At 39.6% G+C, this 23293-nt stretch carries 19 protein-coding genes and 1 pseudogene; 2 read left to right on the top strand and 18 right to left on the bottom strand.

The window, feature by feature from the left end:
• Window positions 1-52: 52 nt before the first annotated feature.
• Entirely contained in the window at window positions 53-961 is a 909-nt protein-coding gene (locus tag OCU78_RS00440; protein WP_137373924.1) for a DMT family transporter, read from the top strand.
• Between the two features lie 107 nt (window positions 962-1068).
• On the opposite strand, the gene OCU78_RS00435 is transcribed toward OCU78_RS00440, so the two are convergent.
• From OCU78_RS00435 to OCU78_RS00375, 13 genes and pseudogenes are all read right to left on the bottom strand, one after another.
• On the bottom strand, window positions 1069-1899 hold the full coding sequence (locus OCU78_RS00435; protein ID WP_137373923.1) for an HDOD domain-containing protein: 831 nt from the start codon (window positions 1897-1899) through the stop codon (window positions 1069-1071).
• 220 nt (window positions 1900-2119) lie between these two features.
• A pseudogene (locus tag OCU78_RS00430) lies at window positions 2120-2302 on the bottom strand (NAD(P)/FAD-dependent oxidoreductase); the annotation flags it as partial.
• Between the two features lie 231 nt (window positions 2303-2533).
• Complete coding sequence (locus tag OCU78_RS00425) at window positions 2534-3364, bottom strand: ATP F0F1 synthase synthase (protein ID WP_137373922.1); 831 nt, start codon at window positions 3362-3364, stop codon at window positions 2534-2536.
• A gap of 2 nt (window positions 3365-3366) precedes the next feature.
• Window positions 3367-3912: a hypothetical protein gene (locus OCU78_RS00420; protein ID WP_180033718.1), complete on the bottom strand. Its 546-nt coding sequence runs from the start codon at window positions 3910-3912 to the stop codon at window positions 3367-3369.
• Window positions 3912-5156: a restriction endonuclease subunit S gene (locus OCU78_RS00415; protein ID WP_137373920.1), complete on the bottom strand. Its 1245-nt coding sequence runs from the start codon at window positions 5154-5156 to the stop codon at window positions 3912-3914. Before OCU78_RS00415 ends, OCU78_RS00420 begins: the two co-directional genes overlap by 1 nt.
• On the bottom strand, window positions 5149-6777 hold the full coding sequence (locus OCU78_RS00410) for an HsdM family class I SAM-dependent methyltransferase (protein WP_137373919.1): 1629 nt from the start codon (window positions 6775-6777) through the stop codon (window positions 5149-5151). The genes OCU78_RS00415 and OCU78_RS00410 overlap by 8 nt, the downstream gene beginning before the upstream one ends.
• A gap of 6 nt (window positions 6778-6783) precedes the next feature.
• Window positions 6784-9960, bottom strand: a complete 3177-nt coding sequence (locus OCU78_RS00405; protein ID WP_137373918.1) for a type I restriction endonuclease subunit R — start codon at window positions 9958-9960, stop codon at window positions 6784-6786.
• 627 nt (window positions 9961-10587) lie between these two features.
• Window positions 10588-11055 (bottom strand): hypothetical protein, encoded by a 468-nt coding sequence (locus OCU78_RS00400; RefSeq protein WP_137373917.1) that lies wholly within the window; start codon window positions 11053-11055, stop codon window positions 10588-10590.
• A gap of 158 nt (window positions 11056-11213) precedes the next feature.
• Window positions 11214-11609, bottom strand: a complete 396-nt coding sequence (locus OCU78_RS00395) for a hypothetical protein (RefSeq protein ID WP_137373916.1) — start codon at window positions 11607-11609, stop codon at window positions 11214-11216.
• On the bottom strand, window positions 11606-12451 hold the full coding sequence (locus OCU78_RS00390) for a Panacea domain-containing protein (protein ID WP_137373915.1): 846 nt from the start codon (window positions 12449-12451) through the stop codon (window positions 11606-11608). The genes OCU78_RS00395 and OCU78_RS00390 overlap by 4 nt, the downstream gene beginning before the upstream one ends.
• 427 nt (window positions 12452-12878) lie before the next feature.
• The gene (locus tag OCU78_RS00385; RefSeq protein ID WP_137373914.1) at window positions 12879-13166 is read right to left on the bottom strand and encodes a hypothetical protein; all 288 of its coding nucleotides are present in this window, start codon (window positions 13164-13166) and stop codon (window positions 12879-12881) included.
• Between the two features lie 104 nt (window positions 13167-13270).
• Window positions 13271-14650 (bottom strand): DEAD/DEAH box helicase, encoded by a 1380-nt coding sequence (locus OCU78_RS00380; RefSeq protein WP_137373913.1) that lies wholly within the window; start codon window positions 14648-14650, stop codon window positions 13271-13273.
• Window positions 14644-15174, bottom strand: a complete 531-nt coding sequence (locus tag OCU78_RS00375; protein ID WP_137373912.1) for a hypothetical protein — start codon at window positions 15172-15174, stop codon at window positions 14644-14646. Before OCU78_RS00375 ends, OCU78_RS00380 begins: the two co-directional genes overlap by 7 nt.
• 104 nt (window positions 15175-15278) lie before the next feature.
• Between OCU78_RS00375 and OCU78_RS00370 the strand changes: the two genes are divergently transcribed.
• Complete coding sequence (locus tag OCU78_RS00370; RefSeq protein ID WP_137373911.1) at window positions 15279-15605, top strand: helix-turn-helix domain-containing protein; 327 nt, start codon at window positions 15279-15281, stop codon at window positions 15603-15605.
• A 3-nt stretch (window positions 15606-15608) separates the two neighbouring features.
• On the opposite strand, the gene OCU78_RS00365 is transcribed toward OCU78_RS00370, so the two are convergent.
• From OCU78_RS00365 to OCU78_RS00345, 5 genes are all read right to left on the bottom strand, one after another.
• A complete protein-coding gene (locus OCU78_RS00365; RefSeq protein WP_137373910.1) occupies window positions 15609-16805 on the bottom strand; it encodes a BaiN/RdsA family NAD(P)/FAD-dependent oxidoreductase in 1197 nt (398 codons plus the stop codon).
• A gap of 103 nt (window positions 16806-16908) precedes the next feature.
• Window positions 16909-18405 (bottom strand): tyrosine-type recombinase/integrase, encoded by a 1497-nt coding sequence (locus OCU78_RS00360; protein WP_137373909.1) that lies wholly within the window; start codon window positions 18403-18405, stop codon window positions 16909-16911.
• Window positions 18395-18904: a hypothetical protein gene (locus OCU78_RS00355; protein ID WP_137373908.1), complete on the bottom strand. Its 510-nt coding sequence runs from the start codon at window positions 18902-18904 to the stop codon at window positions 18395-18397. The genes OCU78_RS00360 and OCU78_RS00355 overlap by 11 nt, the downstream gene beginning before the upstream one ends.
• Entirely contained in the window at window positions 18894-21092 is a 2199-nt protein-coding gene (locus tag OCU78_RS00350) for a hypothetical protein (RefSeq protein ID WP_137373907.1), read from the bottom strand. The genes OCU78_RS00355 and OCU78_RS00350 overlap by 11 nt, the downstream gene beginning before the upstream one ends.
• Window positions 21089-23200 carry a hypothetical protein gene (locus OCU78_RS00345; RefSeq protein ID WP_137373906.1) on the bottom strand — a complete coding sequence of 704 codons (2112 nt, stop codon included), beginning with the start codon at window positions 23198-23200 and terminating at the stop codon, window positions 21089-21091. The genes OCU78_RS00350 and OCU78_RS00345 overlap by 4 nt, the downstream gene beginning before the upstream one ends.
• Window positions 23201-23293: the final 93 nt, after the last annotated feature.

The following is a 23293-nucleotide window of genomic DNA, read 5'->3' as shown; positions in this document are numbered from 1 at the left end:
GACAGATAGACTAGGTCTCCGTATCCTATTCCAACAATAATAATGAGTTACTATGAATGAACGTCGCGCCTTAGGTTTTGGCCTTTCTGCCGTATTACTTTGGTCAACGGTTGCTACCGCCTTTAAGCTCACCCTTGCGGAGTTTTCACCTATTCAAATGCTCGCGGTCGCCAGCGTTGTTTCTTCCTTCGCCCTTATCGCAGTTTGCTTTTTCCAGGGTAAGCTTTCTCAACTCAGCACGACCTTTTTCTCTAACCCTTGGTACTACTTATTATTAGGGCTCGTAAATCCACTAGCCTATTACCTGATACTTTTTAAAGCCTACGATTTATTACCGGCATCACAAGCTCAAGCCATTAACTACAGTTGGGCCATCACCCTCACTCTTATGGCTGCCGTTTTTTTGGGGCAAAAGATTCGTAAGCAAGATTGGGTGGCCTGTACCTTCAGCTACTTGGGAGTCGTGGTTATTGCCACAAAAGGTGATCTCTTAGGTCTAGAATTTGACAGCCCATTCGGCGTTGCACTTGCTCTGGTTTCTACATTGCTTTGGGCGGGTTACTGGATCCTCAATACCAAAAATAAAGCTGATCCAGTTGTAGGTGTGCTTTTAGGTTTCCTAGTAGCACTACCACTTGCGATTGGTTTAGCGATTTATGAAGGTAACAGTTGGGCGCATATCACAGCAAAAGGCTGGATGGCGGTGACTTACGTAGGGCTTTTTGAGATGGGTATTACGTTTGTGTTATGGCTTTCAGCGTTAAAACTAACCAACAATACCGCTCGCATCAGCAACTTAATTTTTGCATCACCTTTTATTTCATTAATGCTGCTGGCCACCATTATTGGGGAGGACATTCACCCTTCAACGTTATTCGGCTTAGTGCTGATCATCGTGGGGTTAGTGATACAGCAAATTAAGTTTTCTAAAAAGAACGCGGTAGAGAGCCCAAGTTCTTAAACGCTCACTTCCCCTTTCAAGCCTTACAAAATAAAGAATGGCGAGTTCACCTTCCAATGAACTTGCCGTTTTCTCGTTAATAAATAAAGTTAAGTGCGCTCTCTTGTCTAATCAGAAAACAGTTCATACGCCAATTCACTTCCCTGACCACGTACACTATCAATCACTGCAATCATTTCATCAGAAATATTCAGAGCTTTAGCCGCAGGGTGACTTTGTAGGAAATCTTGCTTTTCGGCATCATCTAAAAATGAATCCCAACGATCATTAACTGCCCTTGAAAAATACAACAAACAAGCTAGTTTCTTAGACACGCGCGCCTTACCCGGTCTATTGACGTTTGCAATCGCATCCACCATTTCCGCTGGGAATTGCCAAGCTTGTGCCAAACGAGCACCGAGTTCTGGTGCATCTGTCAATAACACATCTCTTTGTACCTTCAACATGCTTTCACCAGCTTCAACCCGTTTAGATATTTCAACAGCTTGCTCTGGTACAAGAGAATGAATCATGAGTTCACCAATATTGTGCAGCACACCAGTGGTAAATACTTCATTGGGATCTAAGTCGACACTAGGTGCAAGTTTGCTGGCGATCATCGAGATTTCAAAGGTGTTTGACCAATAATCTTTCACATTGAGAGTTTCAATTTTAGGAAAGGTACTTGAAAGGATAGAGGAAGAAACAAGAGTACGAACCGCACCGCTTCCGACTCTGATGATGGCATCATTAATAGAAGAGACCGATTTATTACCGCCAAATTGAGCAGAATTCGCCATCCTCAAAATGCGGGCACTTAAGACCTGCTCCATCGACATTTTCCTCGATAGTTCATTGAAATCGACGTTTTCTTTATTCACCATTTCAAGCAGTTCTTGCAGGATGCTCTCAATGCGAGGTAATTCATTGAGACGAGAAATCAAGGCTTGCTGGCTCATTAGCTCACTCCTTTAGCATGTCACTATTCTTAATATAGAACAGATTTAATGCTTTGGAGTGAGTCATTGCAGGAACTGACAGTGTTATCAGTAAAGTTTAGAATGGCGCATAGCAATCAATATTGGACGGCTATGCGATTTTAAAGCACCACATTTATTACTCAGGGTACTTTATTGCGTCACTTTGTTTGCGGACAAACTTTATTGTCTCTACACAAAATTATGCCCACTGCCCAGCAACATAGCCGCTAGACCAACACCATTGGAAGTTATACCCACCAAGCCAGCCTGTCACATCCATCACTTCACCAATGAAGTACAAGCCAGACACTGTCTTACATTCCATTGTTTTAGAAGATAAATGGTCGGTATCCACTCCACCTAACGTGACTTCTGCCGTTTTCCTAACACAGTCCATAAGTTGTCAAAATACAATTTATCAATTCTGTATTTTATACTTCAAACTTAACTTGCAGCACTGTAAGTTCTCAAGAAACCGAACTGATGCAAAAACCAAATTAGCAGTTCAACAATGGTTATACCCACATTTTTGAACCGCATTGGGGAGATGTAATGGGCTTTGCTAAGAACCCGAGAACATCAAATAGCAATGCATAACTATTCAACTAGTGTATTACATTGGTTGGACTGAATTAGCCAAACGCTTTTCATGCCCTAGAGGTGTAGTGTAAAACCGCTGCTCAATACCATAGAGCAAATATTTCAGCTCATCGTCTGAGTTGATTTCAAACTTACTGCTTTCTTTATCGAACGTTAGCTTTTGCTCACAGTAACTATGGATATACGAGTACATTTGATCTCGTTCTTCCACTGGTAATGCCGCCAGTGTATCCATTGCCAATGCGATACGTTTACGATTAGGCTTCGATACTTTAGACGTATCATAGCCATCAGACAGTTCAATAAAGTCCTCCTCTAAGAACTTTTCAACCTCTTCTTTTGTGGCTTCTTTGTAGAGCTCATCAATACCTTTAAAGATGCTAGATATTGTCGCTAGACTCTTAAATACTAACTTATCCTGCGCTTTGTAGTAGACAGCATCGGCGACTTGATTAACTACCAAACGCTTTTCAGTACTTTCAAGCTCCGCGGCTTCGCCGAATGCAATCATCTTCTTGGTAACAAAAAGAGAAGGCGTTATTTTTTGAAAATAAAAATTATCGCCTTGAATAGCATAAAGCTGAACAATATCTTTGAACTTAGCTTTTGGAAGGTCGTCATAATCTTTTGAATCAAAATCGACTTTAAGAATATCAAGACAGTATGGCTGTTGACTAAAGTTATCGATTTTAAACCACGAATCCTCGTCTAGGTTGTGGTCAGGGGCATAATCGACACAGGCATCATCAGTAACGAGCAACTCCTCGAACAGTGTTTCGTCGGAAAGCAACTTAAAGACATTCTTTTTATTGCGACCTTTAACTTTAGTCAATACTGAATCCACGATCACCCTCGCTCAATAAATGTATAATTATTAATACGATAAGCTTTGCCTATCACTATATCACCTGGTGTTTTATAGCGCTCTCGGCTTATCAAAAAGATGGTTGCACCATTTTTCGTTGTGATGTTGTAGAACTCAAACCCAAACAATAAAAATAGTGGGTTGAAGTAAAGCGCCTGTGATAAGAAGGTAAACACGAACAGGACACCATAGACAAAAAACAAGGTTTCCCAGTTGCCGATACTTAATGCAACAAAAAAGTAGCCTAAGTAGCTAGGAAGAAAGCTGTTATTAGCATGTTCAACCTCAACCACCTGTCCCGCTTTGAACTCATCTTTACCAAGGTATCGACTGAAGAAAATACTCAGCCCACTTAACGAGATTGGTATTAGGAGGTAAATAATGTATGAAATTGCGTTCGGCAAGGTGGCTAAGTATGTGCAATTATCAAAAAAGTAACCTAACGTGTAGCCCTTCTGCACCACAAATATTATCAACAACAAGGATGTTGCGGTAACAGTGAGCAGTAACCGATACGCAATATTCATCATTTAACAGTCGCTTGACCATTCATAAATATAGGAACAAGGTTATCAATTAACTCTAAAAGCTCACTATTTTCATTGCGTCGAACCATAATCTGCTCCAGTAAGGAATCAAAAAAGTCCATTTTTTCATTTACGGCACTTGAGTTAGATATCAAAACATTCAGGCCATTCACATCATCAGCACTTAAGTGTCCGACTGTGGTTCTCGACACATTTTTCTCTCGCGCTTTGATATATGGCTGTATTTGGTAGTAGGCTTGGAAAAGAGAAATAGTAGATTCTGTTTTTTTTCTTACTCGAAAGCATCGCTGATTTAGATAACACCCATTTTTACTCCAAAAGTTGATATGAAAGTTACCATCCATTCCCACTAAAAGGTCGCCTTTCTCTATCAGGTATTTATCGTCTACATTTTCTGTTGAATACATTGAAATGCTGTTATCTAGAATGTTTCGAATCCTAGCGACAGGTGCTCCGAGTTTTTTCTCATTAAATTGCTTAGTACTAAAAGGATACCCATACTGCACGTCCATCTCATCAACCAAAGACCTTGTAAACCATCCTTCTGGGATTTCACGTTTAGTATCATTGCAATAAACCATCTTGCCACCGGACGACTTATAAGGGTTTCCATTTGAGTCTGGAAAATCGAACTGAACAAACCAATAGTCGTACAAAGCCTTAGTCATTGCTTCTAGCTCAGAATTAATCTTGTTGTTGGTATCAATTTTTCTGGACAGGTTATATAGGAAATCACCAATTTTCACCTGTTCTTCATAATCTGGCAGCCATAATTCAAGATAAGAAAAGATATCTTCATTTAAGCTTGCTCTTAAGGTCATGACAGCATTGTTTGTCATCGTCTTTCTAAATAATGAACTTCTTAAGTAAAAGGCCATAAACTTAGAATAACTGATATCACTCTGAGTAGGACGCAAGCGTTTTAGGAAACCGCTATATGTCGCATTAGGATAATCTTGGGTTGCCACTGAACTCATAGCAAGTTCATCAACTACCTCACTCGTCCTGGTTAAGAAGATATCCCCTTTTTTTATCGAATACGTTTCTTGCTGTTTTGCCGACGCATCCATAAGATCTTCTAGTTCATCAGGAACAAAGTAATTATTAAAAACAGCTGAAAACGATAAAAATGGCGCACCATGACCAGCTTGCTCTTTAGTAGAAGAAATCCCCGATGACATCGAATACAAATCACTAAAGCGGTGTTTCGTTAACTTACTCATATTTCAAACCTTTTAGCTGTTCTTCAATCTTTGCTTCCAAAGCTTTTGATTGATTAAATAGCGCATTCAAGTTTGATGAATAGGTCTCCATTTTTTGTTTAAATTCTCTTTCGGTAATATCTGTATATTCAATTTTAACATCAAAATACTGACCGGCACTGAAAGAGTAATTCTTAGCCGCTATGTCTTCGTAACTAACCACGACAGACAAATCATCGACACTTTTAGTGTGATTAAACACTTCAATAATCTGTTGTTCTTCCAAGTCACTTAAGACTGTTTTTTGGTTTTTACCTTCTTTAACCTTTGTGCCTAAGTTAGAGGCATCAACCAAAACCACGCCACCTTTGTTACTCGCGTCAATAAACAATATTGATACATTAGTCCCTGTTGTAGCGAAAATATTTGATGGCATTGAGACAACACCTGCCAGCATTTTATTGTCAATCAGATGCTTACGGACTTTAATATCAATAGATTTTGCAGTGATGAAGCCTGTGGGTACGACAACCGCAGCTTTCCCGCCTGGCTTCAGAGAGTAGATAATATGCTGCAAAAACAATTGATAAATCGCCATTTTATCTTTCGCTTTTGCTGGAATTTTAGGTACGCCAGCAAAGAAACGTTTCTTATGTTCTTTACCTTCCAACTCTTCATGAATTTCACTGAAATCAAGCTTAAATGGAGGATTCGATACGATGTAATCAAACTGCTTTAGATTAGCGCCATCTTTGTGGTGAGGATGACGCATAGTATCACCTTCAATCACATTAGGAATTGAGTGAACTAAGTTATTGAGAATTAGGTTTAATCGTAGAAGGTTCGATGACTTTTTCGAGATATCCTGAGTAAAGATAGAACAGCGGCTTTCACCAATGGCGTGTGCAACATTCATCAACAAAGTACCTGAACCAGCTGATGGATCGTAACAACTTACGTTACTGATTTTTCCTTGCTGTTCTTCTGGCACAAGAATATTAGCCATAATACGAGCCACGGCATGAGGGGTATAGTACTCGGCATATTTACCCCCTGAATTACTGTTGTAGTCTTTGATTAAGTATTCAAAAATCACTGCATAGAAATCGTACTTTTGGGTAAAGATTCGCTCAAAACTGAACTCAGCAAGGCTGTTAATGATTGCGCGACAGAAGTCATCACGCTTACTAACGGTCACGTACTCACTGATCGATTCGAACAGTGCCACCTTCTCGCCAGAATCAGTCATTACTGAGAAGGTGTCACTGTTGAGCATGGAGATATCGCGTAGTGTGTCATCGAACAACTTGGCGAAGTCGGCTTCATTTTGTTTAGCAAATAAGGTTGAGATGAAGTGCTCTTGTTTTAGCTCCGCTGCATCGGCTGGCAACTGCATCGCCAGCATTGCTCGCTCATCATCACTTAGTGCGATAAACGCTTGTTCCCAGTTGTCACTGCTTGCTAGCTTGGGTTCAATTTGTTTCGTTTCATAGGTGAACTTATCGTTCAGTAGCTTATACAAGAACACCTGAGTAATGATCTTAAACTCACTCGCGTCATTACCTAAACCATTACGGGCACATGTTGATTTTAAGTCATCAATCAGCTGTTTAGTTTTACTTTGGAAATCTTGTTCTACCATTTTGTCCTACCACGGCGCTCTGCCGTTAAATTCGTTTAAATACTCACGTACCACCAACATATTGATCTGCTTTGCAGCTACGGGAGTTAAATTGATTTTTTGCTCCATTTTGAACTGCTTGATGGTGTTAGGCATCACTGTACGTTCAAAATAGCTCTCGTTATTAAGCAACTGCTGATTGTTCAACACTTGCTCATCAGTTAACTGCTTGATTGCTGCTAGCGCTTCAAAGATACGGCGTTCGACAAGGTTTTCTACACTTTCAAACAACTTGCTATGCTGGCCTTCCCCGCGCTTTCCTTCAAGAAGTCGCTTATGAGTTCTCGCGTACTTTTCATCCCCTAGGTACTTAGACTTAAGGCGGCTATTTTCTAAGTTAAGCACCTTCACTCGTTCATGAATTTTTCGCAGTGCACCAATGTTTTTGTCCATCTGTTCCTGACTGACTTCGCTTAAATTCTTGGTTTTGAATAGGCGTTCTAACTCTTCTTTTAAGGCGATAAACTTAGGGTCAGCTTGATCTATGTTACCAGCCAGCGCCTCACGGGTTTTACGTAAGGTGTTTTTGAACTCGTCAGCTAACTTGAGTTCACTTTCTCCAACCTTAGTAAACATAAATACGACATCTTCTAGCGCCGCGTTCAGTAAGTTGGTGGTATCCGTGCTGTTCTCTATTTGCAGTTTAAGGTTCAAATTACCTAAGTGATCATTAGCATATCGGTACAATAGGTTAAGCTTAGCGAAATCCAGCTCTTGGAGCTGCTCAGTATCCCCTTGCAGGCGGATGAGATTATACAGGTCTTTGGCACTTTCTAATGCTTTCTTTAAGACTAATATCTGTTTGCGATCTGAGATTTGGCTAATCTGCTGTTGGAACAGTTCTGCATTCTCAGTATCAAATTGAAATAGTACATCTTTTATGTGCTCTATCTCTTCATGCACTTCTTCATGACTTTTGAACAGATTTGAATAGCTGTCCATTTCATCGCCAAGCTCGCCCTTTAATTCATCAAAATAGGCTTTGTTGGTTGCATCAAACTCAGCGCTGATATCAGCAAAATCGACTACGTAACCATAGCGGAATTCTTTATAGGTACGGTTAACACGCGTTAACGCTTGCAGTAGGTTGTGCTTTTTAATCACTCGACCTAAGTACAGCTTTTTCAATCGTTTCGCATCAAATCCGGTAAGCAGCATGTTGTAAACAAATACAAAATCTATCTCACCGGCTTTAAATTTCTCAACCCAATCCTTGCGCTCATCTTTACTGCCGACGTCATGTAAAATCAAAGCTGCTGAATGTACTTGGCTATCACGTTTTAGCTTTTCGTTGTAACTAGCTTTTGGCTCATTTATGGCACTTTCTTTTACTACAGCCTCTTCAGACTTTGAGCTGGCAGGTAAAATAGGCTTTGTGGCATAAATCTCATTGAACTGCTTGAACAGTTCTTTTGCTTGCTCAGAGCTATCACAAATCACCATTCCACCAATGCTGTGATCTCCCCAGGTCGAGCGGCTTTTTTCAAAATCCTGAACTATATAGTTCAACATGGGCTCTACGAATTTTGAGTGGGCATAGGCTTGCTTTTTGTCGATACTGCCTTGCTGTAACTCGACCTCTTGCAAAGCTTCACGCATTGCCATTACATAGTTGCTGGCAATTTCTTCACGGATCAAGCGTAAAGTATAACCATCTGCAATTGACGCGTTGTAGTAATACTTGTGGATGTAGTTACCAAAGATCTGTTTTGAGCTAAATGCTTTTGACTCTTTCGTCGGATCTTTATCTTTTTCCGCCAGCAGTAACGGGGTACCTGTTAAGCCAATCTTAATGGCATTGGGATCTGACTGGGTGAGGTTGGCTAAGAAACTACCTTTAGGGTTGTAGCTACGATGCACTTCATCTAAAAAGTAAACACGTTGAATATTGACATCATAATCTACTGTTCGTACTACGCTAGGGTCATCCTCGAACTTTTGAATGTTAACAACGGTGATCTCCGGCTTACCCGAGTCATTATGAATCACCTTAGTTGCCTTGATGCTCTGAGCAAAAGCTTCTCTAGAGTTCACGGTATGAACCATTAACCCACGACTCGTAAATTCACGCTGTGCCTGAATAAGTAGATCAATCCGGTCAACAATAAAATAAAACTTAGGGATGATATGTTGCTTTTGATAGTAGTCGGTTAAGTGCCTTACGTTGTAATAAGCCAGAGCCGTTTTTCCACTTCCCTGGGTATGCCAAATAATGCCTTTCTTAATGCCCTCACTTAACTTATTTTCAATCGCTTTGGTCGCAAACAGCTGCGGATAGCGCATTACGTGTTTTTGTAGACCATCTGTTTCTTTAACATACGCTAGAGAATATCTCAGCATGAACGCAAGGCGCTCAGGATTGAGTAGTGATGTGCATATTCTATTGGTTGGCGCATCATGGTCTTTGTTGGTGATGAACTCAGGGCTATGTTTAATAACGGTATAGTTATTGTCTTTTAAAACAGAGTTCTCAGTATCATCGGCTAAAGGCTTAAGTAGCTTAGTAAGGTTAAGTACTTCCTCTTCTCTGAAGTAGTTGAAGATAGGCTTTGTATAAGACGAGCTCGCATAGAACGCACCTTGAATAGGCTCTGAGCTACCATCATCGTATTCCATGTTATTAGAAAACAGCATGAGCTGAGTAATGTTAACGAAGCGTCTAAACTTTGGATTTTGAAAACGAGTGTTGATTCGATTTCTCTCGGCTATAACTCCGTCTTTATTGTTTGGCTTTTTCACCTCAATAAAGACTAAAGGCATACCGTTAATGAGCAGAATGATGTCTGGACGAAACTCTTCATCGCCGTTCTTGTATGTAAGCTCTGTTACTACGTGTAGGCTATTTTTTGAGAAGTCATCAAAATCAATGAGTTTTGTACCGGAACGACTTGTCAGTTTTTCATAAAAAGCACGGCCTAGATCTTCATTGTCTAAGCTTAACTTCAAGTCATCCAAGCAACGTTCAATATCCCCACCATCCATTCCAGGATTAATACGTTCAATCGACTCTTTGAAGATATCCGGGAAAATGTTGGTATCAGTGCACCAAGTAGCCTGCTTTAAAGATAAGTATTTATACCCTAAGCGGGTAAGGTGCAATATGGTTGGTATCTTTACCCGTGTATCTTCGTTTTGTTTAGTCATGATGTTCCTGCTCTGAAGTAAAGCCTTCATTCAATCTAAATTCCAGCCACACAGAGAATATTTGAAAATCTATCACCTGACCACAATTAGGTGCATATATGAATCAATAACGTTAATCCTATCTCTTACATGACCGTTGCAGGAACAACCAAATTAAAAACAAGACACTAGTTGGTTTTCATTCCACATCGCAAGTTGCGATGTGGATAGTAATGTTAGAATCTTCAGGGAAAAATGAGCTAGTTAGTATCGAATTCATAACTGACGGGCATTCCTAATGCCAGCTAATGCTTCAATGATTTGTCTAGTGCTCAATCAACAATTTGATTAACTCAAGGCGTTCTATTGGGGTTGTATATGTTGCTGATTGTCTGGTCGGTAGACATAGTTTGAGCTGTTTCTAGGAAAATTGGGGCAAAACTGAGTAAGCGCGATGACTAAATGAACATCAAGTGAATTACTTAAGGTATGGAAAGGTAGATTAACACTAGTACCGTTCACCTTGATAAGAATTTCAAAGGACAGGCAACCAAACTAGATAGCAAAATCTACCTATTCGAGCAGTTAAACGATCGGGGGTTAGTGTTGCCTACACAACACCTTAATCCTTATTAATTAGTACTCTACTTAGAGTAGTGGAATATTTTTATCATCTTTCTTGGGATTGTAATCTGAAAACAGAAGTCGCTTTGGTTCACTGTGCCGATAAAACCATGGCTTTGCTTCATATTTTGCGCGATCCCAATCATGCTTTAATAACAAAGCAATACGTTCGACAAATTCACTGTGTTTTTCAGGACAATAAGTGCCTTCTTTAAACTTAGATAACAACTTAATAATTTCATAGTCCTCACCTTCAAGTGGATTGAGAAGGTGGGAAAACTCGGTAGTCAACAAGCTCAGTTGGGAGATAGACTTATTGTCAATTGCTTGAGTAACACATTTAGCTTTTTCTCGTACCTTATCACGCCAAACTTGTCGCTGTTGAGTAATGTTCTCAATCGCAATTTTTCGTTCAGTAGTCCTAATGGTTACTAAACCAGCTACTAAACCAGCTATGACGCCAGAACCTAATATTGTTACTAATTCAGTCATTTATAAATGTTTCCTTGTGCGTAACTAGAATGAGTGTCAGCCGCATTAAGGTGATGAGCAACGCTAGCCACCAAACCTAAACTATAAGCACAAGACCCAACCTTGGGCTGGAAATACCAAGCGTTGGGGGCAGTTCTTAAATTACTACATAGTGTTTATTAAAGGTTTTTAAAAGTTGAATTGTTTCTTAGAGCCGTAGTGACGGCGGCTTTCTTTTTACCTTTAATCAGAGAATGAGATTCATTTGGTGTGAAGATATTACCTTCTTGTTCAGATAATGGATCGTATACAACCACTTGCTCCCATGCTGGAACAACTTCACCAACCCTTCTAGGGTTTTTGGGAAAACGAATATCCTCACAAACATTGATAGATATTAACAAACTTCTTCCAGAGGTCACGTGGGGAGATGATTCAGGAGATTTCTGGTATTTATCCCAATCACATGACATTTCTTTGTCATTGAAGATCGATAGCGGTAATTCTTCCTGCCCTTCTGGCAAAATTTTGGGGTCTGCGTATCTAAACAACGTCTCGCCATCCAAGATCATCATACAACCCCCTCTAAGAATAAGCTTATTTCTTCACCAAACTGTTCCAGACTAACTTCATGTTCTGTAAAGCTATCGTTCTCTTCAACTGAAACATCTACTTGTTTGTCATTATAAAAACTTACATAAACGTTTTTATTTTCAGAATGAAGTTCAATACCAACACCACCAGATGGAATTGGCCCCATTACCAGTTTGGGAATAGTTGGTACAGCATGTGTTGAAAACAAATTTTTTGTAAAATAACGAAGAAACTTTATACATGCTTCGCAGATTTCCTTCGCTGGAGCTTCAGCCCCGCCAGATATCCAATTTTCACCTAGTGACGGTAAATTCGTCAGATATTCTTGACGAGCTGAAATCAAAGTTAAAAACCCAAGCTTTGCTTCCGCACTCTGTACATATTCTTGGTGTGAATCAAAGTTATTGAAGAATTCCTTAATTTGCTCTTGTGGGATTCTTTTATTTATACCCGCGATGTAATTGCTTTCCCATGTATAGTCAGTATGGGACATATCAATTAACTTTGACTGCCCGAGCACTAGGAAAGTAGCCAAAATAGCTGACAAAAAAGCCTTCTTGGCATTATCTAAAGTCTTTGTTTCAGCGCCAGGAGATACATATAAGTTATTGTAGCCAAATTCCCTGAAACGCCCCCAAATACTGTTATTTACAGGGCCAAATTGCCAAGCGTCAAACTCGGCGTCAAATAAGGGTTCATCATATTCAGCTAAGTAAAAACCTTGTGAATAATACAGAATTTTTTGAAGCTCTCTGTGCGTGATGCCAATCTCATTATTTTGAATCAGATAAGTTGCAACATCATCGATAGTAGAGACTGCCATAATGTTTTCCTTCCTATTATCAGTTGGTTGTATCTTACAGTAAAACTAAACGCATATCATACAATACACCTAACAATTCTTAAATCGAGTAGACCTAAATTCAAGTAGCGAATTTTGAGGCCGTTCCGATAAGTTTTGAGGCATAAGTAAACTTGCCACATTCGGTTCTTAGCTTTAACCTAACGTTGAGAGCCTCGGGTATCCCTGCTTTTTCTTGGAGTTACTACTTACTGTCTGATCAGAAGTAATGGTCTCGAATTGAACTTGGCTTAATTGCAAAGCAGACCACCGAGGACATACGATAGCCCAACCCTCTTTCGCTTATAGAGTATTGACCACAGGTTGCGCGTAATAGAGCCACTACAATTAGTGGCTCTTGTCGTTTCTGGCATTCGGAAAAAGAAAAGCCCCTACGCCATCGTTAAGCTTACTTATAGTACTGATAACGTCGTTTTGAATTATGCTTCCAACTTTTTGCTAGGTCATGCACATACGCTGGATAGTCATCCCACGGGCTAGCCAAAGCTCTTCCTCGCGCAGCGCGTAATTTAATCGGGTACCCTCTGCACTCAATCATGTGAAGAAAGTAATAGCCCTTTTCCTGTTTTGTTGAAAAGTGCTTGTGGGTTCCACTGCGAATGCTGGGATAAAAACCCCAAAGATATTGACGCTGGCATTTAATACGTTTTCGGTACTGCTGTTTCAGTTTTTTCATTTCCCCTCCAGGTTTACATTACCTAGAAGGGGTCCTCTGCAAAGTAGTTCATTTCGTCACCTCTACGCACCTATAATTAATCAACCTAGCCCATGCGACCCCGTTCACATAGAGGTAAAAGCCGAAATCACTCTCTGTTTAAAAGCACCAAGCCGCAATTCATCAAACGTCCCTAGTGTCCCGTAAAGGTTGTTTGAATTGCCGGTACGGCTTTCCCAGGATACTGTTGCGTCGATACTATTTAGAGGCTCTCTCGAAAGCTTAGCAGTTAAATTATTCTGTCGATTAACTAGCTCTGTCTCCATTGGTTTTCCCATATTCACATAGATACAAGATTCTGGAATATCATCTTCAATTCGCTCTGCAAACTGAATGAGGTTTTGTTCCGCAAACGTAAATAGCCATGCTTGCCTAGCCATGGAAGAGTCTATACGAAGAATACGTCCTAGTACTTGTCTGAAATATAATTCCGTTTTGACAGAACTCATATGGCAGCACACTTGGAGTCTAGGTATGTCTGTCCCCTCACTTATCATTCCGACACTAACAATCCATTGAGAGTCACCTTGTCGATAACGGTCTATTTCTGCGAGTGGTTCTTCATGCCTATAAGTGACAATTGAAACGGTTTGGCCAAACTTTAAAGAAAGTATATCTTTGATAGCTTGAGCATGTTGAACCGACGCAGCAACAGCTAATCCACCGGCATTGGAAGAGTCAATACGTATTTTTGCTAGCCGATCACATCCTAAACCGAGTAAATACTCCATCGCTTCTTGGTTATGTATCACACTCTGATAAGACGCTTTCGTCTGTTTAAGCATCTCTAAGATCGATGAAAATGACTCCACTTTTTCGCTACTACAGACAGACAATTGCTCATTATCAACTAATACAATATTAGGTGCTCTACAGACACCATCATCAATAGCCTGTTTAAGGGTGTACTGGAAGTCGACAAGGAGCTGTCCGTCTGGGTCACTGTATTCACCCATAACAATAGGTAAAGAGTCAGAGCGCCACGGAGTCCCCGACATCGCAAGAGTATAGGTCGCTAGTCCCTGAATCTTAGTGAGTACTTGCTGCCCCCAGACGTTCGCATTTTCAAGCTCAGTCCCAGAACAATGGTGGATCTCATCAAATACAACAAACACTCGATGATTACGTAACGTCTCCCAAAACTCATCGTTAAGGAATTGAATGGATTGATATGTTAACGACTGCCCAATAGAACCTAGACCACCGTTAAAAGTGCAATTGAGAGTCTGAGAAAAGGTTTTTTTAATTCCCTCAGAAACCGTTAAAGATGGGGAAAAACACAATACGAGATCGACCATATCATCATTAAGCAATCTTGATGCGACAGTTGCAGCGAGCACCGTTTTTCCAGAGCCTGGTGTTGCTTGGCAAAAGAAGTGTTGTCGGTTTCCTCTAAATTTCTGCAACGCATTTTCAGAACATTCAACCTGCCATTGCCTCAACACGAGTGGCTGCCCTCTGAAAGAGCTTTAAGAACATTGTCTAATCCATTCATCTTTCCAAGCAAGTGCGCAGAGCGTTCTCTTGCATGTTGTAACAATGGCATTAATTGGCTCTCGAGTTCAGGAAACCGACACCTTAATGATTGATATTCATCTATTTCACCAAGAACGAGCTCCAATTCACCTTTGTATTCGTTACTCTCTCGAAATAACACGGAATAATCCGGTGTAGTCTGTTTTGTAGAAGCTTCTCGTTCAACTTTTCTTCGAGGCGCGGCTTCAAGCTCCATAAATTGCTCAGTTTGAAAGTATCTTTTGTTTCTTCCTTCTCCTTCACTGCGCAGCCAACCCCTTTGTTGGTATTGCCATATTTGCCGATAAACCTTCTTCCGAGCTTCATCAAGGTTTTGTGTACCATCCCCATCATTTAATGAAGCATCCCTTGCCTCTATAACAGAAAAACCATCTATTCTTTTTTCAATCAACAGCTTAAACATTACCGCACTGATTCTAGTAGAACGTTTCACTTACTGCCTACACCATTCAAAAATACTAAGGATTGCTTAGTATACAGAAATCAGTAAAACTAAGAAAATCTTAGTTACATAGAGCCTATTAATATGAATTCTAAATGTCGATCGACAACCCTATTCCTGTGCGGCTCAAAGAAGTTCGCAAAAAAGCAAAGATCTCCCAAAAAGAATTGGGGATGCGTATTGGTATCGATGAAAGTTCGGCTAGTGCGCGAATGAATCAGTATGAAAAAGGGAAACACACTCCAGATATCAGTACATTAAAGAAAATGGCTGACGAACTTGGCGTACCTTTAAACTACTTTTTTTGTGAGGATGAAAGCTCGGCAGAACTAGTTTGCCTGATAGCAAAAATGAGTAAGGCTGAAAAGCAGAAGCTCATCAACCTTATAGGTGAAAATATTCAAGATATTGAAAGTAGATAAGTCTTATGCGTTTTGGCCTGCGACCCAACCAGACGACCAAGCCCATTGGAAGTTAAACCCTCCAAGGTGACCTGTCACATCAACACACTCACCAATAAAGTAAAGCCCTGGTATATCTCTAGCTTCCATTGTTTTAGACGATAAATAATTGGTGTCAACACCACCAATGGTCGCTTCTGCTGTTCTATACCCTTCCGTCCCATTAGGTTTAATTTCCCAAGAGTGAAGAGCAGAGCTAATATTCTCTATCTCTCGTTTATTCAATTGGCGAAGTGGTTTATTTTCAAACACATTAAGTTCGATAAAATACTCGACAAGGCGTTTAGGTAATACTTTAGACAGCGTTGTTTTAACCTCTTGTGCTGGGTTGTTTGCTGCAGCTTTTTCAATCAGTTCAATAGCGTTCAAACTAGGTAGCCAATCAACTTGAACTACATCGCCAGAGTTCCAATACGAAGAAATTTGCAATACTGATGGGCCAGAGATACCTCGGTGAGTAAATAAAAGAGCTTCTAGGAACTCTTGATTGTTGCAGCTAATTCGGACAGGGAGAGCAGTTCCAGTTAATTCTGTTAACCCTTTTTCTCGACCATCTAATGTAAACGGTACCAAGGCTGCTTGAGGAGAAACAACCCCTAAACCAAACTGTTCAGCGACTTTCCAGCCCAAAGGGGTTGCCCCTAAACGTGGCATTGAAAGTCCACCCGTTGCGACAACCAAAGACTTACAATTAAAAATTCCATTGGAAGTCTCTACTTTAAAATGGTTATCTGCTACACGTTCAATTGAAGTAATTTCACATTGGTACTTATATTTCACATTACCAGTTTCATCACACTCATTAATTAGCATTTTTACGATATCTTTCGAGTCATGATCATTAACACAAAACAATTGCCCATGATCACGCTCTTCAAACTCAATACCATGCTTGTAGATCATCGAAATGAAATCCCAATTGGTATATTGAGCCAGTGCAGATTTAACAAAGTGGGGGTTTTGACTTAAAAAGTTTTTTGCTGTGACATCATAGTTGGTAAAGTTACAACGCCCACCTCCAGCAATAAGAATCTTACGACCAGGCCGCTTACCATGATCAAGCACAAGAACTGAACGCCCGCGTTGGCCTGCACTAGCTGCGCACATTAAACCGGCAGCGCCTGCTCCAATAACAATAACATCTGACTGAATAGCTGACATGAAATAAGACTCTCAGGGCTATGAAGTGATAAATAAAAGAGCGACATAGTACGGAAAAAGGCATTCACCAGCAACAAGCTCACGCAGGAATCAACACACCTAGTCACTTATCAACTAGAAGGTTCGACTCTTCTTCAATCGCATTCAAGTTTTCTATTATAGGTTCTAAATCAGCCTCACTACAATTTAGCTCCTTTATCTGTGCTCGAGCATCACTCACCAGTTTCGATATTGCATTAAAACGATTATGTAAGTTTTTGACTTCATAAGCATATTCAAATACATCGAGCTCTTCCCATGCTAAATCAATATACTCATTTAAGCTTTTGGGGTCCTTATGGTCTGTAAAGGTAGCTACCTTTTTTAGAATTGTTTCATAGTCTTTATCGTTGAAGTTATGTGAATTTTTCAATGGACTCTTGTCCATGAAAGAAACTAGATGTAGTTTAACCATATTGGTAATAAAGCGATGCCTAAACATACTTTGACAAGTTTTTGTCTCGATGTTTGCACGCTTGCTTAACCTTCTGAAGTCCATATAAGCTGCTGATTGCTTGACTGACTTACCAGTTTCTGGATTAAGATAAATGACATCATCTATCTCAGACTCACTAGATATTAGCTCATACTTCAGCAGACGTTTTATGAGATTCTGACGATGAAGAGACATGAATAATTCAAGCCTCATCGCAACACTACGTTCTAGAGGAATTACGCGAAATCGTGCCTCTTCACGTTTGTATGTAGGAATTTCAAGCCTTGCACCTTCAATGTGTTCTACATTTAAACTATAGGGGATGCGAACCAGTTCTTTTGGCCTAAGCCCTGTAGCTTCAAGCAACTCAAGTTGAATGCGCCTTCTGTGATACATATAGTCGAGATGTTCCTTTTGATCCTCCTCATCAAACTTCTGGGACAAACGACTATTGAGCTGCATTTCCTCTCTAGTGTCATTCAATGTATCCCATAACCTCTTAATAACCGAAGCTGCAATTGGTGCTTTGGACTTAGTTGCAGATGTAGGCAAACGTGTAGGAAACACTTCTGACGGCCCAAAGTTCCGCCCATTCCTACCTCTTTTTTGAACGACTTTAAGCTTAATTTGGTATCTTTTTTTAGGCACATCGACGCCAATCAGATATTGAGTAGGGCAATGTTCTGTTTGAAACCACTTTATAAAGGCTACAAATTTAGGAAGAATTATGAGCCTAATAGTGTCATTGTTACGTGCTCGCGTTAACCCATCCTTTTTCTTTTCAGCAACTAACTCGCCAACTAGCTCTTCGATATGTGCAGTTGTTAGCTCCCAAAATTCAACATTATTCTTATAACAGTAACGGGCTAGATGAGACAAGGATGATGCATATGTTCCAACTGTTCCACCATCTTCCTTGGTGATAGTTACTCCGCCTTCTGAGACCAAATGTGCAAGATACATTTCAATAGGAAAGCAAGTTGTTCCATCAGGCCAATGAAATAGATAGATGCCTTTAGACATATCTTTATTTGTTAATACCTCCCCTGAGCTCTCATCAAAACGAAGAACAGAAGGAAACTCGACATCAGGAATGAAAGTGTATAGTTGATTTTTAGTTTTCATTATCAACCTCTTTCTTTATTCCAAAATAATCTGCATACAACTTTTGATGCTTGTTATATTCAAGAGCATTTCCATTCGAACTAGCTAGCAAATCAAGTACTAAACGATTTAGGTCGTTATAGGCTCTAACCAAAACAGCTTGGTTACGTCGCAAGTTATCTATCTGTTGTTTAGCCTCCTCTATCGGCGTCAGGTTTGGTCCTTCATTATTTGATTCTAAAGGGATATTTTTATGCTTTTTTATTAGTTCCTTTCTAAGGTTATCAACGACTTCATAACCATTGAGGTTCCCTTCACATTGAATATAGTCTGTACAATACTTCTTGAAGGAGTTCAGAGACATCCCTTCAATGCCTCTTCCCTTACGCTTAAGATTGGCAAGGCTTTCTTGACGATCACATTTCGAGATTAGCCATGTATAAGTATTAGAGTTGTCATTGATGGCTTTTTTCATCTCACTGTATAGATTAATGACTGACTGAGCTTTTTTATTTAACATTACTTTCCTCCTCATCAACTTTGGTTACTTGGAAAGCAACTTTTGCCTTTTCAATCAACCCATTACACTCACCAATACTATAGAAAAGAATCGAAAACTTACCTTTTCTCAAACGAAGCGCTATGTAAGCTGCAAGATCATCTTCAGGGATTGATGTGTAATCTTTAACCTTAAAGTGCTCACAAACAAGCCTATATAGTTCCTCAGTGTTTTTCATTTCAAGTAAAGAACTTTGTTCATGAAAGTAGGTGACTTGTTGACGAGCATAATCAGCTTCTATCTCTGTCATTTCAGAGCCTGGATTGTTGGATTCAATATAAGAAAGGATATGTTCTGAGTTGGCATGACCTGCGATCCATCGGCATGCATCGATTGAGGAATGTTTAAAAGACCAAAAGAATGTCAGTAAAAATGTTTTCCTCATTTCGTGAACATTAATATACCAACGTCGACCGAATTCATCGACAGTCGTCTGGTGGTAATCACAAAACCGTTCCAGAGCTCCAATAATCGAATTTGAATCAAGGATACTTCCCATTCTATTATCTGAACCTGTATTTAATTGATAAAGCAGGTAACCCGACTCCCGCTTACTCACTTTATCAGCAAACTTCTGTGTGATTTTATTGAGTTTTTGTAAAGTCTGAATCGCTCTTGCTGTAATCTTAGGAATCGGTTTAGCTGTTTCAGGAAGCTGGTCATTCACTCCAGACTTCATGAGAGAATGAACCATCCAATAGCCATCACCATCTTTGTGAAACAAACAGTTGTATGGCAAGCGAACAATTTCTTCCATGCGAATCGGTTTTAAGCCCGCAATCAAAATAAAGCAAGACGCTTTCAATAACTCCAAGAGGCATACAAAAGACAACCCTGTTCGATCTTCGTCCTTTTTATTCTGTGAGTACTTTTTAAACTCTTCATCAAGACGAGAAAAACTTACAATATTAAAGTCATCTTTTATTTCACTGGGTAGCAGGGATTTCAATACATCAGTTTTTCTGTAGTTGTAATTATTGCCTCTATCCAAGTGCCCCTTAATATCAAGTTCTGTTAACAAAGCCTCGTAGAACTGAACGATGTTATCTGCATGATTAATTATCATATCGATAGACTTATTAAGAGTAAGTAGACTTGTTTCCAAAGGTATCCAAGGAGTATGTTTTTTGGGTGTAGATACCCTAGAAATGTAGGTCGAAAACTCCCCAAGCCTTATTCCATCGGGGTTTGGTAAAAAAGTTTTAAACATCTCCCAATACTGAAAGCCTTTACGGAAAAGCGTAACAATCGCTACTGCTGCCGTATCTGTATACACTTTCCCTCTAACATCTTTCATTAGTGGGGTTCGGTGGGATGGGAATTCGGTATTTTGAGTTACAGGTAATAAAACCTGATTGTTTTGCTCAAGTAGCTCTGGTTCGAACTGCCTAAAGAACAAAGTTCCGGCATGCCCATAGGCATCTTGCTTAGAAAGCGAGGTGCCTTTATAGAAATTTTGTCTATCAACCACCTTTTTACCATTACTATTTTCTCGATATAACTTGTTACTTTCAAAAAACAAAATACCTTCTTTTATCGTTTGTTCATCTAACGCCAAAGGGTCAATGTTATGATCTAAGTGTAGACCGATCTCAGCCATTACACGATGACCAAAGCGAAGGGCACCGAATGAACCACCAGATATAATTTCTTTTAAAAACAGCTTGATATCTGACTGTGATAATTTAGAAAAGCCAAATTTGCTCGGATCAAACTTGTCTTTATGAAGGAACAGCCAGCTCACGAAGGTTAACAGTCTTGACCCCATATGTTGAATGGATATTGAAGCCATTCTGTCTTGATTAATAGGGTCATCGATGATTAAAAAGAACCACTTTTGTAACTGATGTAGGAAAGACTGGTTAACTATATCCGTGAGGGTTGTTCCGTCAGGCAAACGTCTATTCCAGTTAACACTCACTGTATAGCGGTATATCTCTCCTGTTTTTTTGAGTCGCTCTTTGTTATTTTTTCTAGTTTTTGATGTTCTAACAACCCACTTTTCAGCATGAATATCCGAAAGTAGCCACTGAGCTTTGTAGTCCGTATAAATAAGGTTATCTATAGCATCAAAAGCAGAAAGAAAGTCTATAATTTCGGCTTCTAAATGCGCTTGGTTCGGTCCGATATGAACATTGATAGGCTTCATTGCACTTTCCCCTTAGATACAAATAAATTACACCAGCTTGTTTTATTCAATAGCATGGCAGCATGTTCTGTAGCTCTTATGTGCATTTGACTTATGCGTGATTCTTTACTGGTAGGAAGGGAATTTATGAGATGTTCTGCAAGTGTAATAAAAGCAAAAGGCGATAGCCGAGTTGCATCATCCACTATAGATAAGCTCTTTGAGCTCACCGAGCTATTTAGTGCGGCTAGTCGATATAGATATAGTGCAGTCAGTGTATTTTCAGAAAGTGGAACATCTAACTTTCCTTTCATCTCACCGCTTGTACCTTCCGAAGATAGACTACGTAAATGCTCAATAAGAGGACTTTTATTACCCTCATCCTCTAGGATCGTCAAAAGGAAGTGGTGTATTTCTTGCCAAGAATTAAAATCGACAGCCTCAAGACAGTACTCTTCCTTGAAGGTTGCTGTCATGATAAGTAGATTCTGAAACCGTCGAACTAACCTTGTATTGTATTGAGCGATCAAAGGCTCAGGAATATAGTACTTGAGGGCTACTTTTTTTGTGTTTCCTAAAACTCGTGAGACTGAAGCTATCGAACCTGTCCTGAACCACTCTAAAACACCCTCAGATGCTCGTATCTTAGAGTGGTTTATTGCGCCAAGCCCTAATCCAACACCAAGCAATGAAGGAAAATGACTTGATAGGTGTGTCTGCTTGCATCCTTGCTCAGTTGAGGATTTAGATTCAGTTCCTGTTATGATTTTATCCACCTTACAAGAATCAGGATTAACTAACCCTTTACTCTTTCGGGAGTAAGCCAAAAATAGAAAGTTTTCTTGCCTCTTATTTTTTATTAAATGAAGGTGTTTTTCGCGAACCTCATGAAGAAATTCTATTATTCCTAGGCTAACATCATCAAGGCTTTCTTTTTTCATATCTGATGCACGAGCTTTAGTAATAGAGAACGACATTCCTAAATCATCCAGCTCCAATAACGGCGTGTCATCTATATATTTTACCTTAGCTTGCAACAGTGATATGTACGTAAACTTGGGGTTTAGCATCATCAATAACGCTATCAAGCAACCAATGTCTGCGTTGCGCAGGAAACCGAAGCACCAATCAAATCGGTGAGAGAGGTCTATATTCTCGGAAGATTCAAAACCCAACTCAGGTAAACACACAACATCATCACTTGTGATTGCGGAATCAGATATCTTGTTGGGTAACTTCACTTTGGGAAGCTCATGTATAGTGAAAATGCCATTACATTCAGAACCTACAACATACATAAGCAGCATTGAGCCAAATAATGACGTTGGATTAGCTATATGTTTTCTGCGCGGAGGTTTTGGTTTACCATTTTTACCTAAATCATTCTTGTCGTAGAAGTAATCATACAGATCACCATTTTTATAGCGTTCCAATAATAGAGGGTGTTTCTTAGGAAAGTCTTCCATCAAAGATTGAGCAAAGTCATAATGTGTTTTGATAGCTTTCCAATATTTCATCAAGCTATCATGCAATGCGTTCCTTGAACGCTTCAAATCAAACTGTATCTCATCAAGGTATTCGGCATCACTTCTAGAAAGAGAAATTGGAACTAAGACATTGTTAATGGTGTCATCGACTTTAACTTCAGTTGCTTTTTTTTCACCTATTAACACCGCCTTAAAACTACTTTTCTTAGTAAGTTCACCTGTTTTTTTCATTCTAGGAATAATCACGTGAGGAGGTATCACGTCCCGATCTTTCAAGAACAGTAGGAAAGGTTTGAGATTTTTGTTCCACTCATCAACACGAGTAGATAACGCTTTGTTGTTTGGGGAGACTAGTGTTTTAGCATACGCTTGCTTCACTAATTCACGCCATCCAGTCACGTTAGTTGGTAGGCAGTCTATGCGTATATATTCTAATGTTGCATATAGTGTACTGTTGATGCGTTTAATCCAAGACACATAAGATGCAGATCTCTTGCCTTGACAATAAAGAATCATTAGGTCAGATAGGACATCTCTATCTTTAAGCTGGAAGTGATAAGTTGAAAGTTCAATAAATCGATCGATTCCACGATCGCAAGTGTAGTTAAAGCCTGGTTTACCATTTTGGACATGATATTTCATGAACCCACCTAATTGTCATTATTTCAATCAAAAATAAACACTTAAAATTCAAGTAATATTATTATATAACATAAACTTAAGTTAAGTATTAAC

The organism is Vibrio gallaecicus (assembly GCF_024347495.1).
Taxonomy (GTDB): domain Bacteria; phylum Pseudomonadota; class Gammaproteobacteria; order Enterobacterales; family Vibrionaceae; genus Vibrio; species Vibrio gallaecicus.
This window is presented reverse-complemented; position numbering and strand designations above follow the sequence as displayed.

What these genes read in the sequence shown, in the direction of transcription:
- OCU78_RS00410 (WP_137373919.1), bottom strand. Translation starts at nt 6,777, where the DNA reads ATGGTAGAACAAGATTTCCAAAGTAAAACTAAACAGCTGATTGATGAC.
- OCU78_RS00415 (WP_137373920.1), bottom strand. Translation starts at nt 5,156, where the DNA reads ATGAGTAAGTTAACGAAACACCGCTTTAGTGATTTGTATTCGATGTCA.
- OCU78_RS00405 (WP_137373918.1), bottom strand. Translation starts at nt 9,960, where the DNA reads ATGACTAAACAAAACGAAGATACACGGGTAAAGATACCAACCATATTG.
- OCU78_RS00370 (WP_137373911.1), top strand. Translation starts at nt 15,279, where the DNA reads ATGTCGATCGACAACCCTATTCCTGTGCGGCTCAAAGAAGTTCGCAAA.
- OCU78_RS00355 (WP_137373908.1), bottom strand. Translation starts at nt 18,904, where the DNA reads ATGTTAAATAAAAAAGCTCAGTCAGTCATTAATCTATACAGTGAGATG.
- OCU78_RS00360 (WP_137373909.1), bottom strand. Translation starts at nt 18,405, where the DNA reads ATGAAAACTAAAAATCAACTATACACTTTCATTCCTGATGTCGAGTTT.
- OCU78_RS00400 (WP_137373917.1), bottom strand. Translation starts at nt 11,055, where the DNA reads ATGACTGAATTAGTAACAATATTAGGTTCTGGCGTCATAGCTGGTTTA.
- OCU78_RS00395 (WP_137373916.1), bottom strand. Translation starts at nt 11,609, where the DNA reads ATGATGATCTTGGATGGCGAGACGTTGTTTAGATACGCAGACCCCAAA.
- OCU78_RS00345 (WP_137373906.1), bottom strand. Translation starts at nt 23,200, where the DNA reads ATGAAATATCATGTCCAAAATGGTAAACCAGGCTTTAACTACACTTGC.
- OCU78_RS00350 (WP_137373907.1), bottom strand. Translation starts at nt 21,092, where the DNA reads ATGAAGCCTATCAATGTTCATATCGGACCGAACCAAGCGCATTTAGAA.
- OCU78_RS00390 (WP_137373915.1), bottom strand. Translation starts at nt 12,451, where the DNA reads ATGGCAGTCTCTACTATCGATGATGTTGCAACTTATCTGATTCAAAAT.
- OCU78_RS00435 (WP_137373923.1), bottom strand. Translation starts at nt 1,899, where the DNA reads ATGAGCCAGCAAGCCTTGATTTCTCGTCTCAATGAATTACCTCGCATT.
- OCU78_RS00385 (WP_137373914.1), bottom strand. Translation starts at nt 13,166, where the DNA reads ATGAAAAAACTGAAACAGCAGTACCGAAAACGTATTAAATGCCAGCGT.
- OCU78_RS00440 (WP_137373924.1), top strand. Translation starts at nt 53, where the DNA reads ATGAATGAACGTCGCGCCTTAGGTTTTGGCCTTTCTGCCGTATTACTT.
- OCU78_RS00420 (WP_180033718.1), bottom strand. Translation starts at nt 3,912, where the DNA reads ATGAATATTGCGTATCGGTTACTGCTCACTGTTACCGCAACATCCTTG.
- OCU78_RS00365 (WP_137373910.1), bottom strand. Translation starts at nt 16,805, where the DNA reads ATGTCAGCTATTCAGTCAGATGTTATTGTTATTGGAGCAGGCGCTGCC.